Here is a 19,888-nt window from a genome sequence, read left to right on the forward strand (position 1 = left end):
TTAGGAGAGCAGAACATGGCTAACCGCGCTTGCGCCCGACACATATTGGTTAAAACCCGCGACCAAGCGGAAAGGCTAAAAATGCGCCTAAAGTTAGGCAATGACTTTGGAAAGCTCGCTAAAAAATACTCCCTCTGCCCATCGGGCAAACGCCAAGGTGGTGATCTGGGCGAATTTCGTCGCGGCGATATGGTGAAACCATTCGATGATGTCGTATTCAAAAAGTCACTGCATGAGGTGCATGGTCCGATTAAGACCAAATTTGGCTGGCACCTTATCGAAACCATTTACCGCAAATAAACTAGAGTTAATTCCCAACACGTAAGACTTTGTTAAGGTTCAGTCAGTATGATTAAGTTTTTATCTACTACTGACCCTAAGCGCCATGCCTAAACTGATTAAAGACTTTCGTGATTACCAATTTGTTTATTACTGGTATGAAAAAGGCACTGGCAAACTTAGCCCTTACCTACCGACCCTGACGCATGCCGAAGAGTGGATTGAACAGCACCGCTCAACTCACTTTAATGGTGTCGATCGCCGTAGACGTGAGCAGTCGTCCACCTATCAACGCCGAGCATCGGACCGAATGTTACATGTAGATGTCGATATATCGGTGCAAAAGATTGCTGATCTCAAACAATCTTTTGCAGCCTGAGGCTCTGAAATAAAACTTCAGATTTCTGCTTTACGCTGGTCTAGGCACAGTCACCACGTCGCCGAAGGTTTGGTAATCGGAACCACCCAGGCGTGCCAGTGGATCGACTAACGATGCATCAATTTTAGGTCGGCCCTGTTGATCCATTTCGACCACCGCGTCATCCAACCATATTTTCTCTATACGACCAAAGACGAGTCGTTGCGGAGCATTACCAATATCCTGCTGCTGATACAGAGAACAAGACATCGCGATCTTGGGACCTAGGATTCTAGGCAACTCAAAACCTTCAACATCGACTGTTTCCAGATCACATAACTCAATTTCCGATTCTCCCCTAGGCAACGTCACGGAACTATGGGTCACCTTGGTCGCGAGATCAGAACTTGCGATATGAATTACGAATTTTTCGGTATCTGCAATATTTGCATAGGTATCTTTTGGTGAGCCATCAGGCTTTGAACCTATAGATAGCATAATCAATGGTGGATCACTGCACACCGCTGAAAAGTACGAAAACGGCGCGAGATTGAGTGCACCTCGTTGATTAGAAGAGAGCACCCAAGCCACAGGACGAGGTACCACAACTTGCGTCAGCGCATGATAAACATCTGACTTTTCCATATTCTCTAATTCTAAAAGCATATCCTTACCTGCAATAAAAAAGCCGCTTTCTGTTACCAGAAGCGGCTTTAGTAATCAGACTAACTTAAGTAATTACAAAGTTAGAACTTTCTCACCACGTGCAATACCAGAAACACCCGAACGTACAACTTCCATAATGTTAGAAGTACCTAGTGCTTCAATAAAGGCATCCAGCTTACTGCTTGCACCCACCAACTGAACGGTGAAAGTGTTCGGCGTAACATCGATGATAGTGCCGCGGAAGATGTCCGCAGTACGTTTGATTTCAGCACGAACAGTACCATTGTTCGCCTTCATCTTAATCATCATCAGTTCGCGCTCAAGGTGTTCACCTTCAGTTAGGTCAACAACCTTAACAACATCAATAAGCTTGTTTAGCTGTTTAGTGATCTGCTCAACAACACGGTCATCACCTAGCGTAGTCACTGTTAGACGAGACAATGTCTCATCTTCAGTTGGCGCAACGGTCAAAGACTCAATGTTAAAGTTACGCTGAGAGAACAAACCAACAACACGAGACAGAGCACCTGGCTCGTTTTCCATCAATACAGAAATGATATGACGCATGATTATGTTCTCTCCGTTTTGCTCAGCCACATGTCACGCATAGAACCACGAGGTACCTGCATTGGGTATACGTGTTCAAACGGATCAACTGCGATATCCATGAATACCATACGATCTTTCATTGCAAAGGCTTCACGCATAGCACCTTCAAGGTCTTCAAGACGCTCAACGCGGATACCTACATGACCGTAAGACTCAACCAGCTTGATGAAGTCAGGAAGGGACTTCATGTAAGACTGAGAGTGACGAGATTCGTAGTTCATATCCTGCCACTGACGAACCATGCCCAAAGACTGGTTGTTCAAGCAGATAACCTTAACCGGAATATCGTACTGGCTAATGGTAGATAGCTCCTGAATGTTCATCTGGATACTACCTTCACCTGTTACGCATACGACTTCTTCATCAGGGAAGTTCAGCTTAACGCCCATAGCAGCCGGAAGACCGAAGCCCATGGTGCCTAGACCGCCAGAGTTAATCCAACGATTTGGCTTGTTAAACTTGTAGTACTGCGCAGCGAACATCTGGTGCTGGCCTACGTCAGAACAAACGTAAGCATCGCCATTAGTCACTTTGCTAAGCATCTCGATAACTTGCTGAGGCTTCATTAGCTCAGAATCATCTGTGCGGTAGCGACCACCGTGACGTGCACGCCATTCATCGATCTGCTCCCACCAAGCTTGCAGACTATCAGCACAAGGTGCTTTCTTAGCTGCTTTAACTTGCTCTAACATCTCTTTAAGAACAGCCTGAGCAGGACCTACAATTGGCACATCCGCTTTGATCGTTTTAGAGATCGAAGCTGGATCAATATCAATATGAACGATCTTAGCTGTTGGACAGAACTTATCTGTACCGTTAGTTACACGGTCATCAAAACGTGCGCCTACAGCCAAAATCATGTCGCTGTGATGCATCGCCATGTTTGCTTCATAGCTACCGTGCATACCCAACATACCGATAAACTGCTTATCCGTACCTGGGTAACCACCCAAGCCCATCAGTGTATTAGTTACTGGGTAGCCAAGCTCTTGAGCGAGTGCAATAAGCTCAGCGCTCGCATCACCTAAGATTACACCGCCACCTGTATAGATAACTGGACGTTTGGCAGCCAAAAGCATATCTACTGCTTTTTTGATCTGACCTGTGTGACCTTTAGCGATCGGATTGTAAGAACGCATTTTAACGCTCTTAGGATATTCGTATTCGTAACGCTCTGTAGGCGTAGTCATATCTTTAGGGATATCGACTACAACCGGACCTGGACGACCACTTTCAGCGATGTGGAATGCTTTCTTAATAATTTCAGGGATTTCTTCCGGACGCTGCACGCTGAAACTGTGCTTAACTACCGGACGAGAAATACCGATCATGTCGGTTTCCTGGAAAGCATCTTCACCGATCAGGTGTGACATAACCTGACCCGTAATAACCACCATTGGAATAGAATCTGTGTATGCAGTAGCAATACCCGTTACTGCATTGGTTGCACCTGGACCAGACGTAACTAGTGCCACACCCGCTTTACCGGTAGCTCGTGCGTAAGCATCGGCCATGTGTGTAGCTGCCTGTTCGTGACGGACCAAAATATGTTCGACTTCGTCCTGCGTGAAAATTGCATCGTAGATGTGCAGCAATGCACCACCTGGATAACCGTAGATGTATTTAACGCCTTGATCACGAAGCGCGCGAATTGTCATCTCTGCGCCTGAAAGTAATTCCACTTTTCTCACCCTCTAACGACGTCAGTGTCTCGTTACTGACGAAATTAACAGTTTTTGTTTCTGTAACGTTGAACGTGCCTGTACCAGACAATATTTTTGAATCTCTAGCGATCTCACTCTGAACCATTCCAGGGGTAGAGCTGCAGGTTCACGTTCGGGTGTGTGCCGGTGCTGGGGATCGCCCAACCGACAGACCTTTGAGAAACGGCCCTCAGAAAGCTGTCTCCCTGAGCTTCGGGTTGTCCTACACACTCAAGGCCTCAAAATTCGAGGCGAAAATTATCTCACATAGGTGCTTATTTTTTCAACTAAATTCATGCCGCACCTGCGGAATAACGGGCGATTCACGCCAAATACTATGCTCAAATTCAGTATCGGGTTATAGTTTTGCTATGCAGAACTCAGAACAGAGCCTTTACACTACCCTTCATCGGCTCTGAATGTACGTTTACAGGAGATCCCTATGAGTATCGCTGAGATTAAAAACAAAGAGCGTGTAATCAACGAATTGATGTCTTTTATCCGTAAAGTGCTAGTAGAACCGGATATCAGTGAAAAAGCCTTAGAGATTGCACGTGAGCACTTGAATGATGAAAACGCCGCTCAAGTAATTGCTGACAAGCTTTCTGCGACGACTAATATCAAGATTCCGCTAGAGCATAGCGAAGCAGATCGACTGTTTTTGGAAGTTCTGATCGATGTAATTAAGGACGAGCAAGCTCTGTATTAAGCGATACTCCTGCAATAAAAAAGGCTGCACTTAGCAGCCTTTTTTATTTTAAATAACAATAAGTTATTTTTTCCCGAGACTAGAGATATAACCCGTTAACACTTCCAGTTTTTCAGGGTCATTATCCATAAACTGAACATCGACACCGATGAAAGTAGTATCAATGCTTTTCTCATTTGCAGATAGGCTACTGATATAACCATTCATCTGCGCAACCTTGCCGCCTTTTACTTGCTCAATATCCACTACCACTTGCTCAAGTAGACTAGGAATACCCTCTTCGCGCTTAACCATGATCTTAACTTGTTGAAGAGTGATATCTTTGATTGCACAACGAAGTACGCCTGAAGAGATTCGTAACTGAGCCAAGCCTTTTGGCTTCTTCGCCGCTTTTGGCGCTGCAGCACTTTTACCGGTCGCTAACATTTGTGCCGCTTTACGGCGTGATGCAGCACTAGATTCGATACGCTTACCGATATATTTCTTAACTTTTTCAACGAGCTGTAAGTCTTCGAAAGGCTTCCCCATGTAATCATTAACACCCGCCTGAATCGCCTTTAGAACGTAATCACGTTCACCGCGGCTGGTTACCATGATAAAAGGGATATCACCGTAGTGTGGCTGCTGCCTAGCCCAGTTTAAAAGGTCTAAACCAGACATGCCTGGCATCTCCCAATCACACAAGATTAGATCGTAATTGGTCGCTTCCATTTTCGAACGGCCGTCATCACCGTCTTCCGCTGCATCGATCTGATAATCAGGAAAATGCTCTTTCACAATGCGCGAAACATGATCACGAATAAAACGCGCATCATCAACAATCAGCACTTTGATTTGACTCATTCTAGCCCTCTAGTACTTAACAACACTCGTCAAAAATAATTGTAGTTATAGCCAAACAACTGAAACTTTTGCTCGACCTCTTATCCAGAATAGATGATCAATCCGAGAATTTAAATGAATAATTTCAACAGTGACAGCACTCAAATGCTCATTTTCACCGCATACTCTCTACGCTAATTACCGGTATAACTAACGGTAGAAACAGCTTTCTTGATGCTCACTTCATTTTTTGAGGCATCAAGAGTAACCCAATAACTTACTGAATTTCAAAGTAATTTCCTTAACCCCAAAAACCAATAAAAAGCCAGTGAACTAGGGGCACTGGCTTTTTATATTTAGCTGTCTATAACAAGCTTAGCGAAATACAAATTCGCCTTGCTCAACATCAACAGCAATCTCTGTACCCGGCGCATAACGGCCAGAGAGTATCTCCTGCGCTAATGGGTTTTCAATCCACTGCTGGATCGCTCGCTTCAGAGGTCTAGCACCATAGATAGGCTCAAAGCCTACATCCACCAGCTTATCCATCGCTGTTGAGGTTAACGTCAAGCTCAGATCGCGCTCTGCTAAACGGCTCTGTAGACGTTGCAGTTGGATCTTGGCAATACCGGCCACCTGATCTTTTTTAAGACTATGGAAAACCACCACTTCATCAATACGGTTGATCACTTCTGGACGGAAATGGGTGCCTACCGCTTCCATTACAGCCTTCTGCATCAACTGGTAATCGTCATCATCACTAAAGTTTTGAATCAGATCAGAGCCTAAGTTCGATGTCATCACCACGATGGTGTTTCTGAAATCAACGGTTCGGCCTTGGCCATCGGTCAGACGTCCATCCTCCAATACCTGCAGCAAGATATTGAAGACATCAGGATGCGCCTTCTCCACCTCATCTAGCAGCAGTACAGAATAAGGTTTACGTCGCACAGCTTCGGTGAGGTAACCACCCTCTTCATAACCGACATAGCCTGGAGGCGCACCGATCAATCGTGCGACTGAGTGCTTCTCCATAAATTCCGACATATCGATACGCACCATCGCTTCCTCTGTATCAAACAGAAAGCTAGCGAGTGCTTTACACAACTCAGTCTTACCTACACCCGTAGGGCCTAAGAAAAGAAAGGAGCCATTTGGACGGTTAGGATCGGCTAGCCCTGCACGAGAACGACGAACAGCATTAGAGACAGCGATAACCGACTCTTCTTGGCCAACTACCCGATCATGAAGCGCTTGCTCCATTCGAAGAAGTTTCTCGCGTTCACCTTCCAACATTTTACTGACAGGGATGCCTGTCCAGCGTGCAACAACCTCTGCAACCTCTTCTTCAGAAACTTTGTTCCGTAAAAGCTTAGTCTCTTGCTGACCTTGCTCTTCCGCTTCTGACGCCGCAACTAACTGCTTTTCCAGCTCAGGGATTTTACCGTACTGAAGCTCTGACATTTTCTGCAGATCACCAGAGCGAGTGTGCTTTTCAAGTTCGATACGTGCTTGATCTAACGCTTCCTTAATCTTTTGCGAACCTTGCAGCGCGAGCTTCTCTGCCTTCCAAACTTCATCTAAGTCAGCGAACTCTTTTTCAACATTAGATATAGTGCTTTCAAGCTCCTTCAAACGCTGTTGTGCTGCACTGTCTTTCTCTTTCTTCAGTGCTTCACGTTCCATTTTCAGCTGAATAAGACGGCGTTCGAGGCGATCCATATCTTCCGGTTTAGAATCCATCTCCATACGAATACGGGATGCAGCTTCATCAATCAGATCGATGGCTTTATCCGGTAACTGACGGTCAGTGATATAGCGCTGCGAGAGCTTAGCCGCAGCAATAATCGCAGAATCAGTAATATCAACACCGTGATGTACTTCGTAACGTTCTTTCAAGCCACGAAGAATCGCAATCGTAGATTCCTCATCAGGCTCATCAACGATTACTTTCTGGAAACGGCGCTCAAGGGCTGCATCTTTCTCAACATACTGGCGATATTCATCAAGGGTAGTCGCACCAACACAATGCAGTTCACCACGAGCTAATGCAGGCTTTAGCATATTACCCGCATCCATTGCCCCTTCACCTTTGCCGGCTCCCACCATAGTATGCAGCTCATCAATAAAGAGGATGACTTGTCCTTCCTGCTTGGAAAGCTCGTTCAATACCGCTTTCAAGCGCTCTTCAAACTCTCCACGGAATTTAGCACCCGCAATTAGAGCGCCCATGTCGAGCGATAAGACTTGCTTACGCTTTAAGCCTTCAGGCACTTCACCATTGACAATACGTTGAGCTAGCCCTTCCACAATCGCCGTTTTACCTACTCCAGGCTCGCCAATAAGCACTGGGTTATTTTTAGTTCGGCGTTGCAATACTTGAATAGTACGCCGAATTTCGTCATCACGACCGATGACAGGATCTAGCTTTCCTGCTTCTGCGCGCTCAGTAAGATCAATACAGTACTTATCCAAAGCCTGACGATTATCTTCTGCATTGGGGTCCTGCACTGACTCCCCTCCTCGAATTTGATTTATGACCTGATCTAGCTTTTTCGGGATAACGCCCGCATCTTTTAAACATTTACCGGCACTGGATTTATCTTCTGCTAAGACCAACAGAATCAATTCACTAGCGATATATTGATCGCCTTTTTGCTGGGCAAGTTTGTCGGCTTTGTTAAATACCCGCGCTACATCTTGAGAGAAACGCAGTTCACCATCAGGATTCTGAACTTTAGGTAACTGCCTAACGGTCTGATCAACTTGGTTTTTTAGTGCATGAACATTTGCACCTGCTTGTTCTAGCAGCGGCACTGTTCCTTGCTGTTCAATCAATGCACTTAAAATATGAATAGGTTCTATGTAGTTATTATCTAACCCAACAGCCAATGATTGAGCATCAGCTAATGCTTCTTGAAGTTTGGATGTAAATTTATCCGGACGCATACAACCTCCATATAGCCTTAAAAGAACCTGTATCTGGCAACACAATGATGTGTTGTTTATGGATACTAAGTTATCGGTATAACAGAGGTATGGGGACAAGTCAGGACCGCTTCAAGGGCTTAGCGGTCAAAAATTAGACAAAACTTATATGAAATAGGAGGTTATCAAACAGAAAGTAGATCTAAAAAGCGCTGCTTATTTTCATCTATATATTCTCTTAAATAATGCTGCCGTGCATCTGAGTCGCAAAAACAAATCAGAATCGTATTTGCATCCAGCTGATAACCACTATAGTGGTGATATCCAACTTCCATATGCGCTTCATCATAACCTTCACTGTTCTGAGCAGCGCTCTTAAAAATATAGAGTAATGCTTGGCGTGCAACAGCTAATTGTTTTTTATATTCAGCAGGAAATGTGGATTTTACAATTGCACCTGACGACATCAAACACCCTTGCAGAATCAATTCTTTCTCCTTCATTTCACGCCAGATAGTCATTTTCTTTACTCCATTGCAGAAGGTCACTGGCCTGCTGTCTCAACACCGGAAGAGAAATATCATTATCGGAACATAAGCAGAGCGCCTGTTCCTGATCGGTAAACATCGAAAGAGTTTGCACTTCAGGGCCAGCTATAACTATGTTACTCACTTCTCCCATAAAAGCGGCTTTCTCGGCTAATGCCTTAGAAAGTTTATTCACACTTTTTAGCAATGCTTTACGTGAGGAGCTGTCAATATTAGAACAGAGGACCTCTTGATTCTCATCAAGGTGCATAGCGCCTAAAACGCCACGTTTATTCATTGCGGCATCCAACATAGTTTCTTCATAAATTGGCTTATAAAAGTCTAATGAGAAACCATTATTTCCTAAGAGACGCTCACATAGCTCATCCCATTGAACATTAAGTTCAACCGCAGAAATCAACTCTTCAACAACCCCTAAGACAGCACGTGGGTCCCGAGCATCGAGGAAAATAACCGTTGCCATCAACCCCATCTCCCTCAAACAAGCTTGATAAGCTTGAATTGGTGGGTTGGGCTCTACGTCAGAGTGGGTAACAGCAATAATTAAACGACGCTTTTTAATATAATCACTAAATTCTTTAGCGTAAAAACGGATATCGCGGAAAGGGTCTTTACGAGTGTTATCCACCAGCAGCACCATGCCAATCGCATCATGAGCAAATTCACACGCTAACATCTCCCACATAAAACGAAAACGCTCTTGGCCTGGAGTACCGTATAGGTGTACTCGTGCCTGATCATGCAGATCCAGTACACCGTAATCCATAGCTATTGTGGTATTTTTCTTACGGCGAACCGTAACATCACTGGCACGCGCATCAGTATCCAGTGTTTCAATATCACTTAATGATCGAATAGCTGTAGATTTTCCTGAACACACCGATCCTGTAAAAAGGATCTTGTAGTTTTGCATGCACGCAGTCCTTGTCTAGTCAGTAGGTAACTGCAGTTTACAACTCGTTACCTGAACCAAAGCTAAAAATTTCCTCTACTAATACAACTAGCCCAGTCTGGGCAGATTGCAAATAAAGCATCTATGGTGCAGCGCAAAATAACAATTATTATAAAGTCGACATCAGGTTAGCGGTTGATCAGGATCAACACTAAAAACCATGATGGAGTAAAAGAATAAAGCTTTAGGAATCCAATTTCTTCGCCACTTGTTCTCGAAGAAAAGCAGTATGCACTTCGCGAATATGTTTTCGCACCAACGCAATATTTGAATCTTTTGCCGATAGGCAAACCAAAATCAACCCTGGCTTTAATTGATATCCACTAATACGACGATCACCTATTTCTAGATGAGATTCATTATGCTTGGTTCGCATTTTTGCAACATTGGAAAAAACATAAATAAAAGCCTGCTTTCCTATAGTCGCATGATTTTTATATTCAGCCGGAAAGCTGGACGCGACAACCTCTTTGCCACTTAACACCATACTGCACTCAATCACCCCCGGCTTATCAACCTGCGTCAGTAGCTCTATCATGTATGACTCCACTGCAACAGATCAGAAGCTTGCTGTTTAACCACATTCAAACTTAAGCCTCGATCAGAACACAGACCTAAGGCCTGCTCTTTTTCAACGAAGACGGATAAGGTTTCTTGATTAGGACCGCACAACACTAGATCATCTATGCGTCCCATAAAAGCTGCTTTATTCTCTAAAGCAGCAACAAGGTTCACCATAGAACGTAGAAGTTCTTTATTTTGTTGGTTTCTAACACTAGCACTCAGCAATTTACGATCTGCACCCAAATGCATTGCACCGGTAATACCGCGGGTATTCATAGCAGCGTCCATTAAGGAAACATTATCAATCGCATGAGACTCTGGTTTATTACCTGCTGCGAGATCATCGTCAGAATCAGGCATAGTACTGTTAACTTCTAGGCGCTTACTCATGCCTTTCCAATCTATGTCTTTTTCTAGATTACCCACTAGCTCTTTTACAACTTTCAAAACTGATGTGGGATCTCGTGCATCAATAAAGACAACAGAAGTATATAGACCCATGGCCTTTAATTCGGTCATGTAATAATCATAATCAGGATCTGGCTCTATATCAGAGTGAGTTACAGCAATGATTAGACGGCGGCGAATGATAAAGTCTCGAAACTCCTCGACATAGAAGCGGATATCTTTAAAAGGGTCATTACGGGTGTTATCCACCATAAGAATCAACGCTTCAGCATCATGAACTAAATCGCTCATCATCAGCTGCCACATAAACTTAAATCGTTCTTGCCCCGGAGTGCCGTAAAGATGCAGTTTGGAAGTACTGTTTAGTTCCAATATTCCATAATCCATTGCAATGGTAGTTTTCTGTTTTCTACGTATAGCAGAATCACTAACCTTAGCGTCAGTATCAACAGTTTCGATATCACTCAAAGAACGAATCGCCGTTGTCTTTCCTGAGCAAACCGAACCTGTAAACAACACTTTGTAATCAGACATCTAAATCCCTCTGTGCTCCGCAAAGCTATTTCAGCAATAGCCTTCCTTACATAGCCAATAAACTAAACTACCAACACTAGCAACTAAACCAATTATCCAGATAAGTCGGGATATACTTTAGATTAACTAATTTTTAGCCGAAACCACGAAAGTTTCAACTTTCGACCTCATATATACATGTGATAAAAATACCACGATCGCACCAAAAGAAATGAAATAAATACACGGCCTCACGAAAATGATTCACTAAGCTATATGTCTAAACAAGAGGTAAAAGAATAAGAAGTGTAGTGCAGAAACTCACTAGCACGCGTGCTAAACCAAGAATTGCATTATAGTGCGTCTCAGTATATTAATGAGCTATTGAATACCTGAATATAAATACAAAAACGAAGTAAGGTGTCAGATGTACGTTCGATTTAACAATATTCAAGAGTTAGTCGGTGTTATCAGTGGTGAGCCCCTCAATACTGATGAACATTGGTTAATCCTTCTCGCTGACAAACATCAAAACGATTTAGATAATTTAGTTCAGCCCCTCAATAACGCTGACTGTCGTTTTTTTGGAGCAGTCTTTCCTGGTCTTATTCATGGAAAACGCATGCTCTATGAAGGAGCTTTAGTTATAAAGGTTAGCTGCCTTAGTCCCCCAGTAGCTATACCGATGCCTTCAAAAGATGCCCAAATTGAAACCCTTCCTACATACAGTGACATACCAGAGAGCGGTGCAACATGCCTTACATTAGTAGATTGCCTTTCACCCCAAATAGATAATTTACTAAATCAGTTATATAACCGTTTTAGTAAACGCTGCAGTTACTTTGGCGCAGGTGCGGGAAACCATGAACTAAGACCTGACACTTGTATTTTTGGCCCTTGGGGTACCCTAAATGATACAGCCTTAATAGCCATAATTAACCAACCAAGTAATAGCGTCGCCAAACATGGTTGGATTCGACATTCTGGCCCCTATGTCGCCAGTAGAACAACTGGAAACATTTTACACGAACTAGATTGGGAAGATGCCGAATCTGCATACCGTCACGCCCTGCCTGAAAAATTAAGAAACACTCCTCCAGAACGCTTTTATAAAGATGTGACACCACGTTATCCTTTTGCCGTTGAGCATCCAGGTTCGGAAGATGTTGTACGAGATCCAATAGCGTTATGCGGCAATACCGATGTAATGTTTTTATCTGATATTCCTCAAGGTGCACTGATGTACCTAGTCGAAGGCTCCCCAGATAATCTAATTGAAGCAGCGAGGCAAGCTGCTGAAGAAGTCATTACTGACTTAACCTCCAGTGTTTTAGTTTGTGACTGTTTATCTCGCACCGTTGCGCTAGATAGCCAATTCCCAGCTGAACTTCGTACAGTTTATGAGCAGGTCAACCAAATTAATCCAGGGACAGATGTCTCCGGCATATTAGCCTTAGGTGAAATAGCAAGTAACGGCGATCGTCCGGTAAACTTCTATAACAAAACTTTCGGCATATGCAGTTTCTATGAGTAAAACTCCAACAGACTTAAGGTCTGATATACAGCGGATGTATGAATTATCGTTAGCTGTTGGAAATAGCCTCGACCCCGACAAAGTATGCCAAGAATTCACTGCTGCACTAATGCGACAAAGTGAAATAACCTATCTTGGCATTTGGCTATTGCCGGAAAAATTTACCCATTCAATACAAGAATATAACCTTTTTTATGCTTTCCCGTTTAGCCGCTCTAAAGAGACAAACCTTCCTATTGGTCATCCCTCAATATCCCTTCAGGATGAAGATGAATTCTGCTGTTATGACCTTTGCTCCGCCACTACCGAACAACTCATTGAACATCACTGCTCAGAGGGAAGCGCAGCAATATTTCGCTTAGGGGCACTCGGCTATGTTCGGCTATTACGCGATAACAGTTACTTTTCAAAAAAGGAACTCCGACAGTTAAGACCCATCATTGAAAAGCTTTTTGTAGCTTTAGGTGGTGCACTTGCCTACAAACAACTACATAAAGAACGCTCTTTCCTCGACTCTTTAGTAAACACTATCCCTGAACTAGTATGGCTTAAGGACCCAAACGGCATATATCTAGCGTGCAATCCTCGCTTTGAAGAGTTCGTTGGTGCACCTGAACATAAAATCATTGGTAAAACCGATTATGACTTTGTAAATAAGGAACTTGCTGATACTTTCCGAAAACACGACCTAGCCACGCTGCTAATAGATAAAACCAACACCTTCCAAGAGTGGGTAACTTTTGCTAATGACGGTCACCGCGCGCTGCTTGAAACGACCAAGACCCCTATGAAAGCAGCTTCTGGGGAAGTGATTGGCGTCTTAAGTGTGAGTCACGAAATTACTCAGCTACATGAAGCACAGCAAGCTTTAACCACCAGCGAAGCAATCTTCCGTAGCTATTTTGAACTCGGGTTAATTGGTATGGCCTTAATTACTACTGAAGGCAACTGGATCCAAACCAACACCTACCTATGCGAAATGCTTGGCTATGAACCTGTACATCTGAAAATCACACCTATATCAGAACTGATTCACCCTGATGATAAAACCAACTTTAGCTTGATGTGCAAAAGCTTACTTAACGGTGATTCAGACCATGTCCGACAGGAAATCCGTTTAATCAGCTATTCTGGTCCGGTTGTACATACTGAGATTGCAATGAGTGCACAAGAAAGTGCAGAAGGTCATATCAACCATTTTGTCACGCTTATATCCGATATCTCTGAACGAAAACGCACAGAGCAACAACTTAGTTTAGCTGCCAGTGTTTTTGAACATGCTAGTGAAGGCGTAATGATCACCAATGAACAAGGGATCATTCTGGACGTAAACAACGCTTTCTATCAATTAACAGGTTATAGCGCTGCAGAAGTCATTGGCCACTCGCCCAACATATTAAAATCGGGCCACCATAGTGAAGAATTTTTCGCCGCCATGTGGCAAAGCCTCAGGCAAAATGGGCATTGGCGTGGTGAAGTATGGAATCGTAACAAATCTGGTGAGATCTACGCTGAGCTACTAAATATCGCGGCAGTTAAGAGCCCAAATGGGGATACCACGCATTACGTCAGCATATTCTCAGATATTACTCAGCTGAAAGAACATCAACATCAATTGGAGAAGATGGCTCATTTTGATGCGCTGACTCAATTGCCCAACAGAGTTTTGTTATCTGACCGTTTACAAACTGCTCTGCAACACTGTAAACACCATAAACAGATAATGGCCGTCGCTTATATCGATTTAGATGAATTTAAACCGATCAATGACACTTATGGCCATGATGTTGGCGATATGCTTTTAATCGAAGCGGCGAAGCGGATGCAAGAGACCCTAGGACCGGAACAGGTCATTGCACGACTCGGTGGCGATGAATTTGTCGTTATCCTAACACAGCTAAAGAATGTCACTCACTGCCAAGGGATTCTGGCCAATTTAAATCGCACCTTAGCGATGCCTTTCCAAATAAAGCAGCGCAACCTATCTATATCAGCCAGTATCGGCGCGACACTTTACCCTGATGATAATTCCGATGCCGATACGATGATCCGTCATGCGGATCAGGCGATGTATACCGCAAAACAAACAGGGCGTAACCGCTACCATTTTTTTGATCCTGCTGTAGATAGGCAAACACAAGACCAACATAAAGCTCAAGATGAGATCCACGAAGCACTGATCAATAGAGAATTTGTTCTGTTTTACCAGCCAAAGATCAACATGCAAACAGGCGAAGTCTACGGCATGGAAGCACTGATCCGCTGGGAGCATCCCACCTTGAACTTACTACCGCCCGATAGCTTCCTACCGCATATAACAAACTCCGATCTGGCAACAAAACTTGGATCGTGGGTGATGAATGAAGCAATTCGTCAACTACGCGTTTGGAGAGCAGCAGGGCTCGAGCTATCCACCAGCATCAACATTTCAGCCGAGCACTTACAAAACCCAGCATTTCCTGAACAATTGGCTGATCTATTAGCCAAATACCCAGAGGTCCCGCCTGAAGCAATTGAATTAGAAGTGTTAGAAACCACCGCTTTCAATGATGTCAGCGCAGCCTGCGACATCATCGATAAATGTCACAAGTTAGGTATTAAGTTCGCTTTAGATGACTTTGGTACGGGCTATTCGTCTCTGACTTACCTTCGCAAAATTCCGGCTGATACCGTAAAAATTGATCGCAGCTTTGTTATGGATATGCTGGAAGACGATGAGGATAAAACGATTGTTGAAGGGATTATTGGCTTAGGTAAAGCCTTTAATCGTGGAGTCATAGCCGAGGGTGTGGAAAGCGCTGAGCATGGCCGCTGTTTGATGGCATTAGGCTGCAACCATGCGCAAGGTTATGGCATCGCTAAACCGATGCCAGCAGATCTGATCCCTGATTGGCTAGCTGCGTTTAATCTGAGCCAACATTGGAATTAAACAAGTCGAATCAGCTTATTTCGAAATCAAAATACTGATTCGGATATGGCTCATCCTGCAAGGTAAAGTGCCACCACTCCTGATGGAAAGGCACAAAGCCATGCTGAACCATTACGCGCTGCAGTAACATTCGATTCGCACGCGCCTGCGCAGATACCGCGTTTGAATCAAACCAAGATTCAGGACCAAAGAAATCAAATTCTGTCCCCATATCCAGTTCTACCCTGGAATCTAAATCGATCAATGTCAGATCAACCGTACTTCCCCGAGTGTGGCTGGAATGCCGAATAAGATATCCTTTGCTAAACAGTTCCGGGCGCTGCAATGTAGGGAAGAATCGTTTCTGTGTATGGTTAGCACCATCTTGGTCACACCAAGCAATAAACTGATCAACCGAACGCTGAGGTCGGTAGGCATCAAATACTTTTAACCCCAGACCAAATTCAGCCAATGAATGCTGAACCCTTTGCAATGCCATTGCTGCAGGTTTTGTTAACAGGCAAGTCTCGCTCAGATAACCGCAAATTGACTTACCAACAAAGTTATCGCCGGTAAAATATTTAAGATCGATAACGATGCTGGAGTCGATCTCTAGAAGATCAACAAAGAGTTCGGGCTTGGTAGTAATTAAATCCACGTTATTCAATCCAGATCAGACTTGCCATTCGGCCTGTTACACCATCTCGACGATAGGAATAAAACCGCTCTGCATCAGTATAGGTGCAATACTCGCCGCCAGAGACAAAACTTACACCTACCGCATTTAGCCTTTGGCGAGCTAACTGATAGATGTCTGCTAGATACTTGTCTGGTGAACCAACAACAGGGGTAAAAGCTTGACCAGCCTGCGCCCGAACCGCGACAAATTGATCTCGCACCTCTTCCCCTACTTCGAATGCCTCTGGGCCTATAGCCGGTCCTAGCCAAACATGTAGATTTTCTGGCTCATCAAAGCCCACGACAGCTTGCTCCAAAATACCATCAAGCAGCCCTCGCCAGCCTGCATGAACTGCAGCAACACGTTTACCATTACCATCAGCAAACAATACTGGAAGACAATCAGCCGTCATCACAACGCATGCCTGGCCCGTTTCTTGGCTCCAGCAACCGTCTGCTTCACAACAAACACCATCATCTTTAGCTTCGATCAGATCAATTCCGTGAACTTGCGATAGCCATTGAGGGTTACGCGATAAGCTCAGTTCATCAATCACAGCTTGCCGATTTTGTTTGACGTGTTCAGGATCATCTTTAACGTGATCCCCCAGATTTAAGCCTTGATAAACACCATGGCTCACACCATCGATACGTGTAGTGGTACACGCCTTAACCCCTTGAGGCGCATTCCAATCTGGGAGAATAAATTGCATTTAATTACACCATCTCATCTGCATGAGCATCTAAGTCGGCTTGAAGCAACGATAAAAGATGTTCAAAGTCGTCAGGCAGATCAACTTCCCAAGAAACTAATTCGCCCGTCTCTGGATGCCAGAGCTCCAGCTTTTTGGCATGAAGAGCCTGGCGTTTAAAGTCGCGAAGGCCTTCAATCATCTCATCGCTACAACCTTTAGGTAGACGGAAACGGCCACCATAAAGCTGATCACCTACGAGAGGATAGTTAATATGCGACATGTGCACACGAATTTGATGGGTACGGCCCGTTTCAAGCTTCAATCGGATATGGGTATGGGCACGCATTTTCTTTAATACACGATAGTGCGTAGTCGCTTCTTTGCCTACACCAACAACGGCCATCTTTTGACGGTTTTTAGCATGACGCCCCATCGGCTCATCAACTGTACCACCACCGGTCATTACACCGTGAACTACAGCTTCATACTCGCGCCCCATCGAACGCTCTTGCAACTGATCAACCAGTTCTGTTTGAGCCGCAATGGTCTTTGCCACAACCATCAAGCCAGTAGTATCCATATCAAGACGATGAACAATACCTGCGCGTGGCACTTGTGCTATATCAGGGCAGTGGAACAGCAGTGCGTTTAGCAAGGTACCATCACGATGGCCTACAGCAGGATGCACAACTAACCCCGCCGGTTTATTAATTACCAAGATATGATCATCTTCGTAAACAATATCCAGCGGTATATCCTGTGGCTGATGATCTTCGATCATCTCCAGCTGAGTATCGATAACAATGGTTTCCCCCCCAAATAATTTATCTCTGGGACGTTTTACCTCACCATCAACTTTAACTGAACCATCTTTAATCCAACCCTGTAAACGTGAGCGGGAATAATCGGGAAACAGCTGTGCTACCGCTTGATCCAAGCGCTTACCAACAAGATCATCTTCGATGCGTGCTTCTAAATGTATTTGATCAGACATTCGAACCTGTTAGAACTTTCTAAATTGATATGTCTGGGTCTGTTAACAGGCCCTATCAGTTATGGTTAAATAGGCCGTTGAATTGCATATAGCCTCTTTCTGCCCAGTATAACCCTTCGGGCAAGAGACTACACCGGGATTAATATAAAGATGCGTATTACCAAGAGTCTTATTGTTGCTTTATTCTGTCTAATGACAGCTGCCTGTTCATGGTTTGAAGATATTCAAGAATATCCAGACGTTCCTGAACAGCAGTTGTATCAGGAAGCAATCACTGCATTGGATGACGAAAGCTATGATGTAGCTATTGAGAAATTTCAGCTTTTGGAAGCCCGTTACCCATTTGGACGATTCTCTGAGCAAGCACAATTAGAACTTATATACGCTTACTTTAAAAACTATGAGCCAGAAGCAGCGCGCGCTGCAGCCGATCGCTTCATCCGCTTACACCCGAATCACGACAACATTGATTACGCTTATTACCTAAAAGGTTTGACCGCGTTTGAGCAGGATATCTCTTGGATTACCCAATACCTACCAATCGATGAGACTAAGCGTGATCCAGGTGCCGCCTTAGAATCTTTTGAAAGCTTCTCTACTTTAGTAAGTCGCTATCCTGATAGCCAATACGCGCCTGATGCGCAAAAGCGTATGGTTTATCTAAAAAACCGCCTTGCTGCTTATGAAGTACATGTAGGCCGTTACTATATCCAGCGCGAAGCTTTTGTTGCGGCGGCTAACCGTGGTCGTTACGTAATTGAAAATATGCAAGAAACACCTGCTGTGCCTGACGCACTAGCAGTCATGATTGAAGCTTACACTCACTTAGGTCAGCAAGATCTAGCGGCAGACACACAAGCAGTATTGGCAAAAAACTTCCCAAATTACCAATACACACCAGTTTATAAAGGTGAGAAGACTCTATTTGATGCCGCGACGTTTGACCTGTTTAGCGATACTAAGGAGGTGCCAGTTGCTACTCCAGTTCGCATGAATGAGAGCACTGACGCGCCAAAACCTGATCGCTCCCTCTTCAGCACCATTACTTTCGGTGTATTTGATGATGAAGACGAAGAACAGAAGAAATAACTAAGAAAAACTTAAAGGCACCTAAAGGTGCCTTTTTGCTTCTTAGGGAACCTTAAAGAGAAATAAGAGAGACAAATATGCAGGCAGCAGCGATTATCAAAGAGATGCAGGTACTACCTGAAATCGACCCTGCTCAGGAAATTTCACGTCGAGTAAGCTTTATTAAAAACACTCTGAAAGCTTCTGGCCTTAAGAACCTTGTACTCGGCATCAGCGGCGGTGTGGACTCCTCAACCTGTGGCCGACTCGCGCAATTAGCAATCAATGAACTGAACGATGAAAGTGCTGATAATAGCTATCAGTTTATCGCCATGCGCTTACCCTACGGTGTACAAAAAGATGAAGAAGATGCACAACTAGCGCTTCAATTTATCCAGCCATCGCAATCTATCGCTGTCGATGTAAAGCCGGGCGTCGAAGGCATCCACTCGGAAGTCACAGCGTCTCTAGCCGAAGCTCAACTTAATCAAGCTTCAGACAGTGCTGTTGATTTCGCAAAAGGTAACGTAAAAGCACGAGAGCGCATGATCGCTCAGTACGAAGTCGCTGGCATTGTCGGCGGGTTAGTTATTGGCACCGACCACTCAGCGGAAAATATCACAGGTTTTTATACCAAATGGGGTGATGGAGCTTGTGACCTTGCTCCGTTATTTGGTCTTAGCAAACGCCAAGTTCGTCAGCTAGCTCAAGCCTTAGGTGCCCCGGCACTTCTTGTGGATAAAACACCTACGGCTGACCTTGAGTGTTTAGCGCCTCAAAAGGCTGATGAGCAAGCGCTTGGCCTGAGCTATGATCAAATTGATGATTTCTTAGAAGGCAAGAGCGTTGAAGTGGAAGTAGAGCAACGCATTATCGAGATCTACAATCGCACACAACATAAACGTCAGCCTATTCCAACCATATACGACTAAGCATCGCTATAAAGCCTGCA

At 44.3% G+C, this 19,888-nt stretch carries 19 protein-coding genes; 7 read left to right on the forward strand and 12 right to left on the reverse strand.

Going from position 1 to position 19,888, the window contains the following annotated elements; translation table 11 throughout:
• The first annotated feature begins 15 nt into the window (after positions 1-15).
• Positions 16-300 (forward strand): peptidylprolyl isomerase, encoded by a 285-nt coding sequence (locus ACMXYS_RS15775; protein ID WP_415882658.1) that lies wholly within the window; start codon positions 16-18, stop codon positions 298-300.
• Between the two features lie 85 nt (positions 301-385).
• Entirely contained in the window at positions 386-658 is a 273-nt protein-coding gene (locus ACMXYS_RS15780; RefSeq protein WP_415882659.1) for a hypothetical protein, read from the forward strand.
• A gap of 30 nt (positions 659-688) precedes the next feature.
• Here ACMXYS_RS15780 and ACMXYS_RS15785 read toward each other — a convergent pair whose 3' ends face one another.
• From ACMXYS_RS15785 to ACMXYS_RS15795, 3 genes are all read right to left on the reverse strand, one after another.
• Positions 689-1,303, reverse strand: coding sequence for a flavin reductase family protein (locus ACMXYS_RS15785; RefSeq protein WP_415882660.1), 615 nt, complete (start codon positions 1,301-1,303; stop codon positions 689-691).
• Positions 1,304-1,375: 72 nt separating this feature from the next.
• Positions 1,376-1,870, reverse strand: coding sequence for an acetolactate synthase small subunit (gene ilvN / locus ACMXYS_RS15790; RefSeq protein WP_415882661.1), 495 nt, complete (start codon positions 1,868-1,870; stop codon positions 1,376-1,378).
• A gap of 2 nt (positions 1,871-1,872) precedes the next feature.
• Positions 1,873-3,594 carry an acetolactate synthase 3 large subunit gene (locus ACMXYS_RS15795; protein WP_415882663.1) on the reverse strand — a complete coding sequence of 574 codons (1,722 nt, stop codon included), beginning with the start codon at positions 3,592-3,594 and terminating at the stop codon, positions 1,873-1,875.
• A 463-nt stretch (positions 3,595-4,057) separates the two neighbouring features.
• Between ACMXYS_RS15795 and ACMXYS_RS15800 the strand changes: the two genes are divergently transcribed.
• Positions 4,058-4,324, forward strand: a complete 267-nt coding sequence (locus tag ACMXYS_RS15800; RefSeq protein WP_415882664.1) for a hypothetical protein — start codon at positions 4,058-4,060, stop codon at positions 4,322-4,324.
• Positions 4,325-4,387: 63 nt separating this feature from the next.
• Here the strand turns inward: ACMXYS_RS15800 and ACMXYS_RS15805 are convergent, their stop codons facing one another.
• The 6 genes from ACMXYS_RS15805 to ACMXYS_RS15830 all read right to left on the reverse strand — a co-directional run bounded on the left by ACMXYS_RS15805 (position 4,388) and on the right by ACMXYS_RS15830 (position 11,080).
• Positions 4,388-5,167, reverse strand: a complete 780-nt coding sequence (locus tag ACMXYS_RS15805) for a response regulator (protein WP_415882665.1) — start codon at positions 5,165-5,167, stop codon at positions 4,388-4,390.
• A 354-nt stretch (positions 5,168-5,521) separates the two neighbouring features.
• Entirely contained in the window at positions 5,522-8,095 is a 2,574-nt protein-coding gene (gene clpB / locus ACMXYS_RS15810; RefSeq protein ID WP_415882666.1) for an ATP-dependent chaperone ClpB, read from the reverse strand.
• A 164-nt stretch (positions 8,096-8,259) separates the two neighbouring features.
• Entirely contained in the window at positions 8,260-8,595 is a 336-nt protein-coding gene (locus ACMXYS_RS15815; protein WP_415882667.1) for a hypothetical protein, read from the reverse strand.
• The gene (locus tag ACMXYS_RS15820; RefSeq protein ID WP_415882668.1) at positions 8,579-9,535 is read right to left on the reverse strand and encodes a GTP-binding protein; all 957 of its coding nucleotides are present in this window, start codon (positions 9,533-9,535) and stop codon (positions 8,579-8,581) included. The genes ACMXYS_RS15815 and ACMXYS_RS15820 overlap by 17 nt, the downstream gene beginning before the upstream one ends.
• 223 nt (positions 9,536-9,758) lie before the next feature.
• Positions 9,759-10,112, reverse strand: a complete 354-nt coding sequence (locus ACMXYS_RS15825) for a hypothetical protein (RefSeq protein ID WP_415882669.1) — start codon at positions 10,110-10,112, stop codon at positions 9,759-9,761.
• The gene (locus tag ACMXYS_RS15830) at positions 10,109-11,080 is read right to left on the reverse strand and encodes a GTP-binding protein (RefSeq protein ID WP_415882670.1); all 972 of its coding nucleotides are present in this window, start codon (positions 11,078-11,080) and stop codon (positions 10,109-10,111) included. Before ACMXYS_RS15830 ends, ACMXYS_RS15825 begins: the two co-directional genes overlap by 4 nt.
• A 406-nt stretch (positions 11,081-11,486) precedes the next feature.
• Between ACMXYS_RS15830 and ACMXYS_RS15835 the strand changes: the two genes are divergently transcribed.
• Together ACMXYS_RS15835 and ACMXYS_RS15840 are read left to right on the forward strand one after the other, a co-directional pair.
• Positions 11,487-12,593: an FIST signal transduction protein gene (locus tag ACMXYS_RS15835; protein WP_415897088.1), complete on the forward strand. Its 1,107-nt coding sequence runs from the start codon at positions 11,487-11,489 to the stop codon at positions 12,591-12,593.
• Positions 12,586-15,522 (forward strand): EAL and GGDEF domain-containing protein, encoded by a 2,937-nt coding sequence (locus ACMXYS_RS15840; protein WP_415897089.1) that lies wholly within the window; start codon positions 12,586-12,588, stop codon positions 15,520-15,522. Before ACMXYS_RS15835 ends, ACMXYS_RS15840 begins: the two co-directional genes overlap by 8 nt.
• A gap of 10 nt (positions 15,523-15,532) precedes the next feature.
• Here ACMXYS_RS15840 and ACMXYS_RS15845 read toward each other — a convergent pair whose 3' ends face one another.
• Genes ACMXYS_RS15845 through rluD form a run of 3 tightly spaced genes read right to left on the reverse strand, consistent with a single transcriptional unit; the run spans position 15,533 to position 17,868 of the window.
• Positions 15,533-16,159: a M15 family metallopeptidase gene (locus tag ACMXYS_RS15845; protein WP_415897090.1), complete on the reverse strand. Its 627-nt coding sequence runs from the start codon at positions 16,157-16,159 to the stop codon at positions 15,533-15,535.
• A 1-nt stretch (position 16,160) separates the two neighbouring features.
• Positions 16,161-16,892 (reverse strand): peptidoglycan editing factor PgeF, encoded by a 732-nt coding sequence (pgeF, locus tag ACMXYS_RS15850; protein WP_415882674.1) that lies wholly within the window; start codon positions 16,890-16,892, stop codon positions 16,161-16,163.
• Between the two features lie 4 nt (positions 16,893-16,896).
• Entirely contained in the window at positions 16,897-17,868 is a 972-nt protein-coding gene (gene rluD, locus ACMXYS_RS15855; protein ID WP_415882675.1) for a 23S rRNA pseudouridine(1911/1915/1917) synthase RluD, read from the reverse strand.
• A 150-nt stretch (positions 17,869-18,018) separates the two neighbouring features.
• Between rluD and ACMXYS_RS15860 the strand changes: the two genes are divergently transcribed.
• Both ACMXYS_RS15860 and nadE read left to right on the forward strand, forming a co-directional pair.
• The gene (locus ACMXYS_RS15860; RefSeq protein WP_415897091.1) at positions 18,019-18,957 is read left to right on the forward strand and encodes an outer membrane protein assembly factor BamD; all 939 of its coding nucleotides are present in this window, start codon (positions 18,019-18,021) and stop codon (positions 18,955-18,957) included.
• A gap of 77 nt (positions 18,958-19,034) precedes the next feature.
• A complete protein-coding gene (gene nadE / locus ACMXYS_RS15865) occupies positions 19,035-19,868 on the forward strand; it encodes an ammonia-dependent NAD(+) synthetase (RefSeq protein WP_415897092.1) in 834 nt (277 codons plus the stop codon).
• The last annotated feature ends 20 nt before the right edge of the window (positions 19,869-19,888 follow it).

Origin of the sequence: Neptuniibacter sp. QD57_21 (genome assembly GCF_047778075.1) — a bacterium.
Taxonomy (GTDB): domain Bacteria; phylum Pseudomonadota; class Gammaproteobacteria; order Pseudomonadales; family Balneatricaceae; genus Neptuniibacter.

Coding starts and splice junctions, on each gene's coding strand:
- ACMXYS_RS15780 (WP_415882659.1), top strand. CDS start 386: ATGCCTAAACTGATTAAAGACTTTCGTGATTACCAATTTGTTTATTAC.
- ACMXYS_RS15830 (WP_415882670.1), bottom strand. CDS start 11,080: ATGTCTGATTACAAAGTGTTGTTTACAGGTTCGGTTTGCTCAGGAAAG.
- ilvN (WP_415882661.1), bottom strand. CDS start 1,870: ATGCGTCATATCATTTCTGTATTGATGGAAAACGAGCCAGGTGCTCTG.
- nadE (WP_415897092.1), top strand. CDS start 19,035: ATGCAGGCAGCAGCGATTATCAAAGAGATGCAGGTACTACCTGAAATC.
- ACMXYS_RS15860 (WP_415897091.1), top strand. CDS start 18,019: ATGCGTATTACCAAGAGTCTTATTGTTGCTTTATTCTGTCTAATGACA.
- rluD (WP_415882675.1), bottom strand. CDS start 17,868: ATGTCTGATCAAATACATTTAGAAGCACGCATCGAAGATGATCTTGTT.
- ACMXYS_RS15820 (WP_415882668.1), bottom strand. CDS start 9,535: ATGCAAAACTACAAGATCCTTTTTACAGGATCGGTGTGTTCAGGAAAA.
- ACMXYS_RS15840 (WP_415897089.1), top strand. CDS start 12,586: ATGAGTAAAACTCCAACAGACTTAAGGTCTGATATACAGCGGATGTAT.
- pgeF (WP_415882674.1), bottom strand. CDS start 16,892: ATGCAATTTATTCTCCCAGATTGGAATGCGCCTCAAGGGGTTAAGGCG.
- ACMXYS_RS15805 (WP_415882665.1), bottom strand. CDS start 5,167: ATGAGTCAAATCAAAGTGCTGATTGTTGATGATGCGCGTTTTATTCGT.
- ACMXYS_RS15835 (WP_415897088.1), top strand. CDS start 11,487: ATGTACGTTCGATTTAACAATATTCAAGAGTTAGTCGGTGTTATCAGT.
- ACMXYS_RS15785 (WP_415882660.1), bottom strand. CDS start 1,303: ATGCTTTTAGAATTAGAGAATATGGAAAAGTCAGATGTTTATCATGCG.
- clpB (WP_415882666.1), bottom strand. CDS start 8,095: ATGCGTCCGGATAAATTTACATCCAAACTTCAAGAAGCATTAGCTGAT.
- ACMXYS_RS15775 (WP_415882658.1), top strand. CDS start 16: ATGGCTAACCGCGCTTGCGCCCGACACATATTGGTTAAAACCCGCGAC.
- ACMXYS_RS15800 (WP_415882664.1), top strand. CDS start 4,058: ATGAGTATCGCTGAGATTAAAAACAAAGAGCGTGTAATCAACGAATTG.
- ACMXYS_RS15815 (WP_415882667.1), bottom strand. CDS start 8,595: ATGACTATCTGGCGTGAAATGAAGGAGAAAGAATTGATTCTGCAAGGG.
- ACMXYS_RS15825 (WP_415882669.1), bottom strand. CDS start 10,112: ATGATAGAGCTACTGACGCAGGTTGATAAGCCGGGGGTGATTGAGTGC.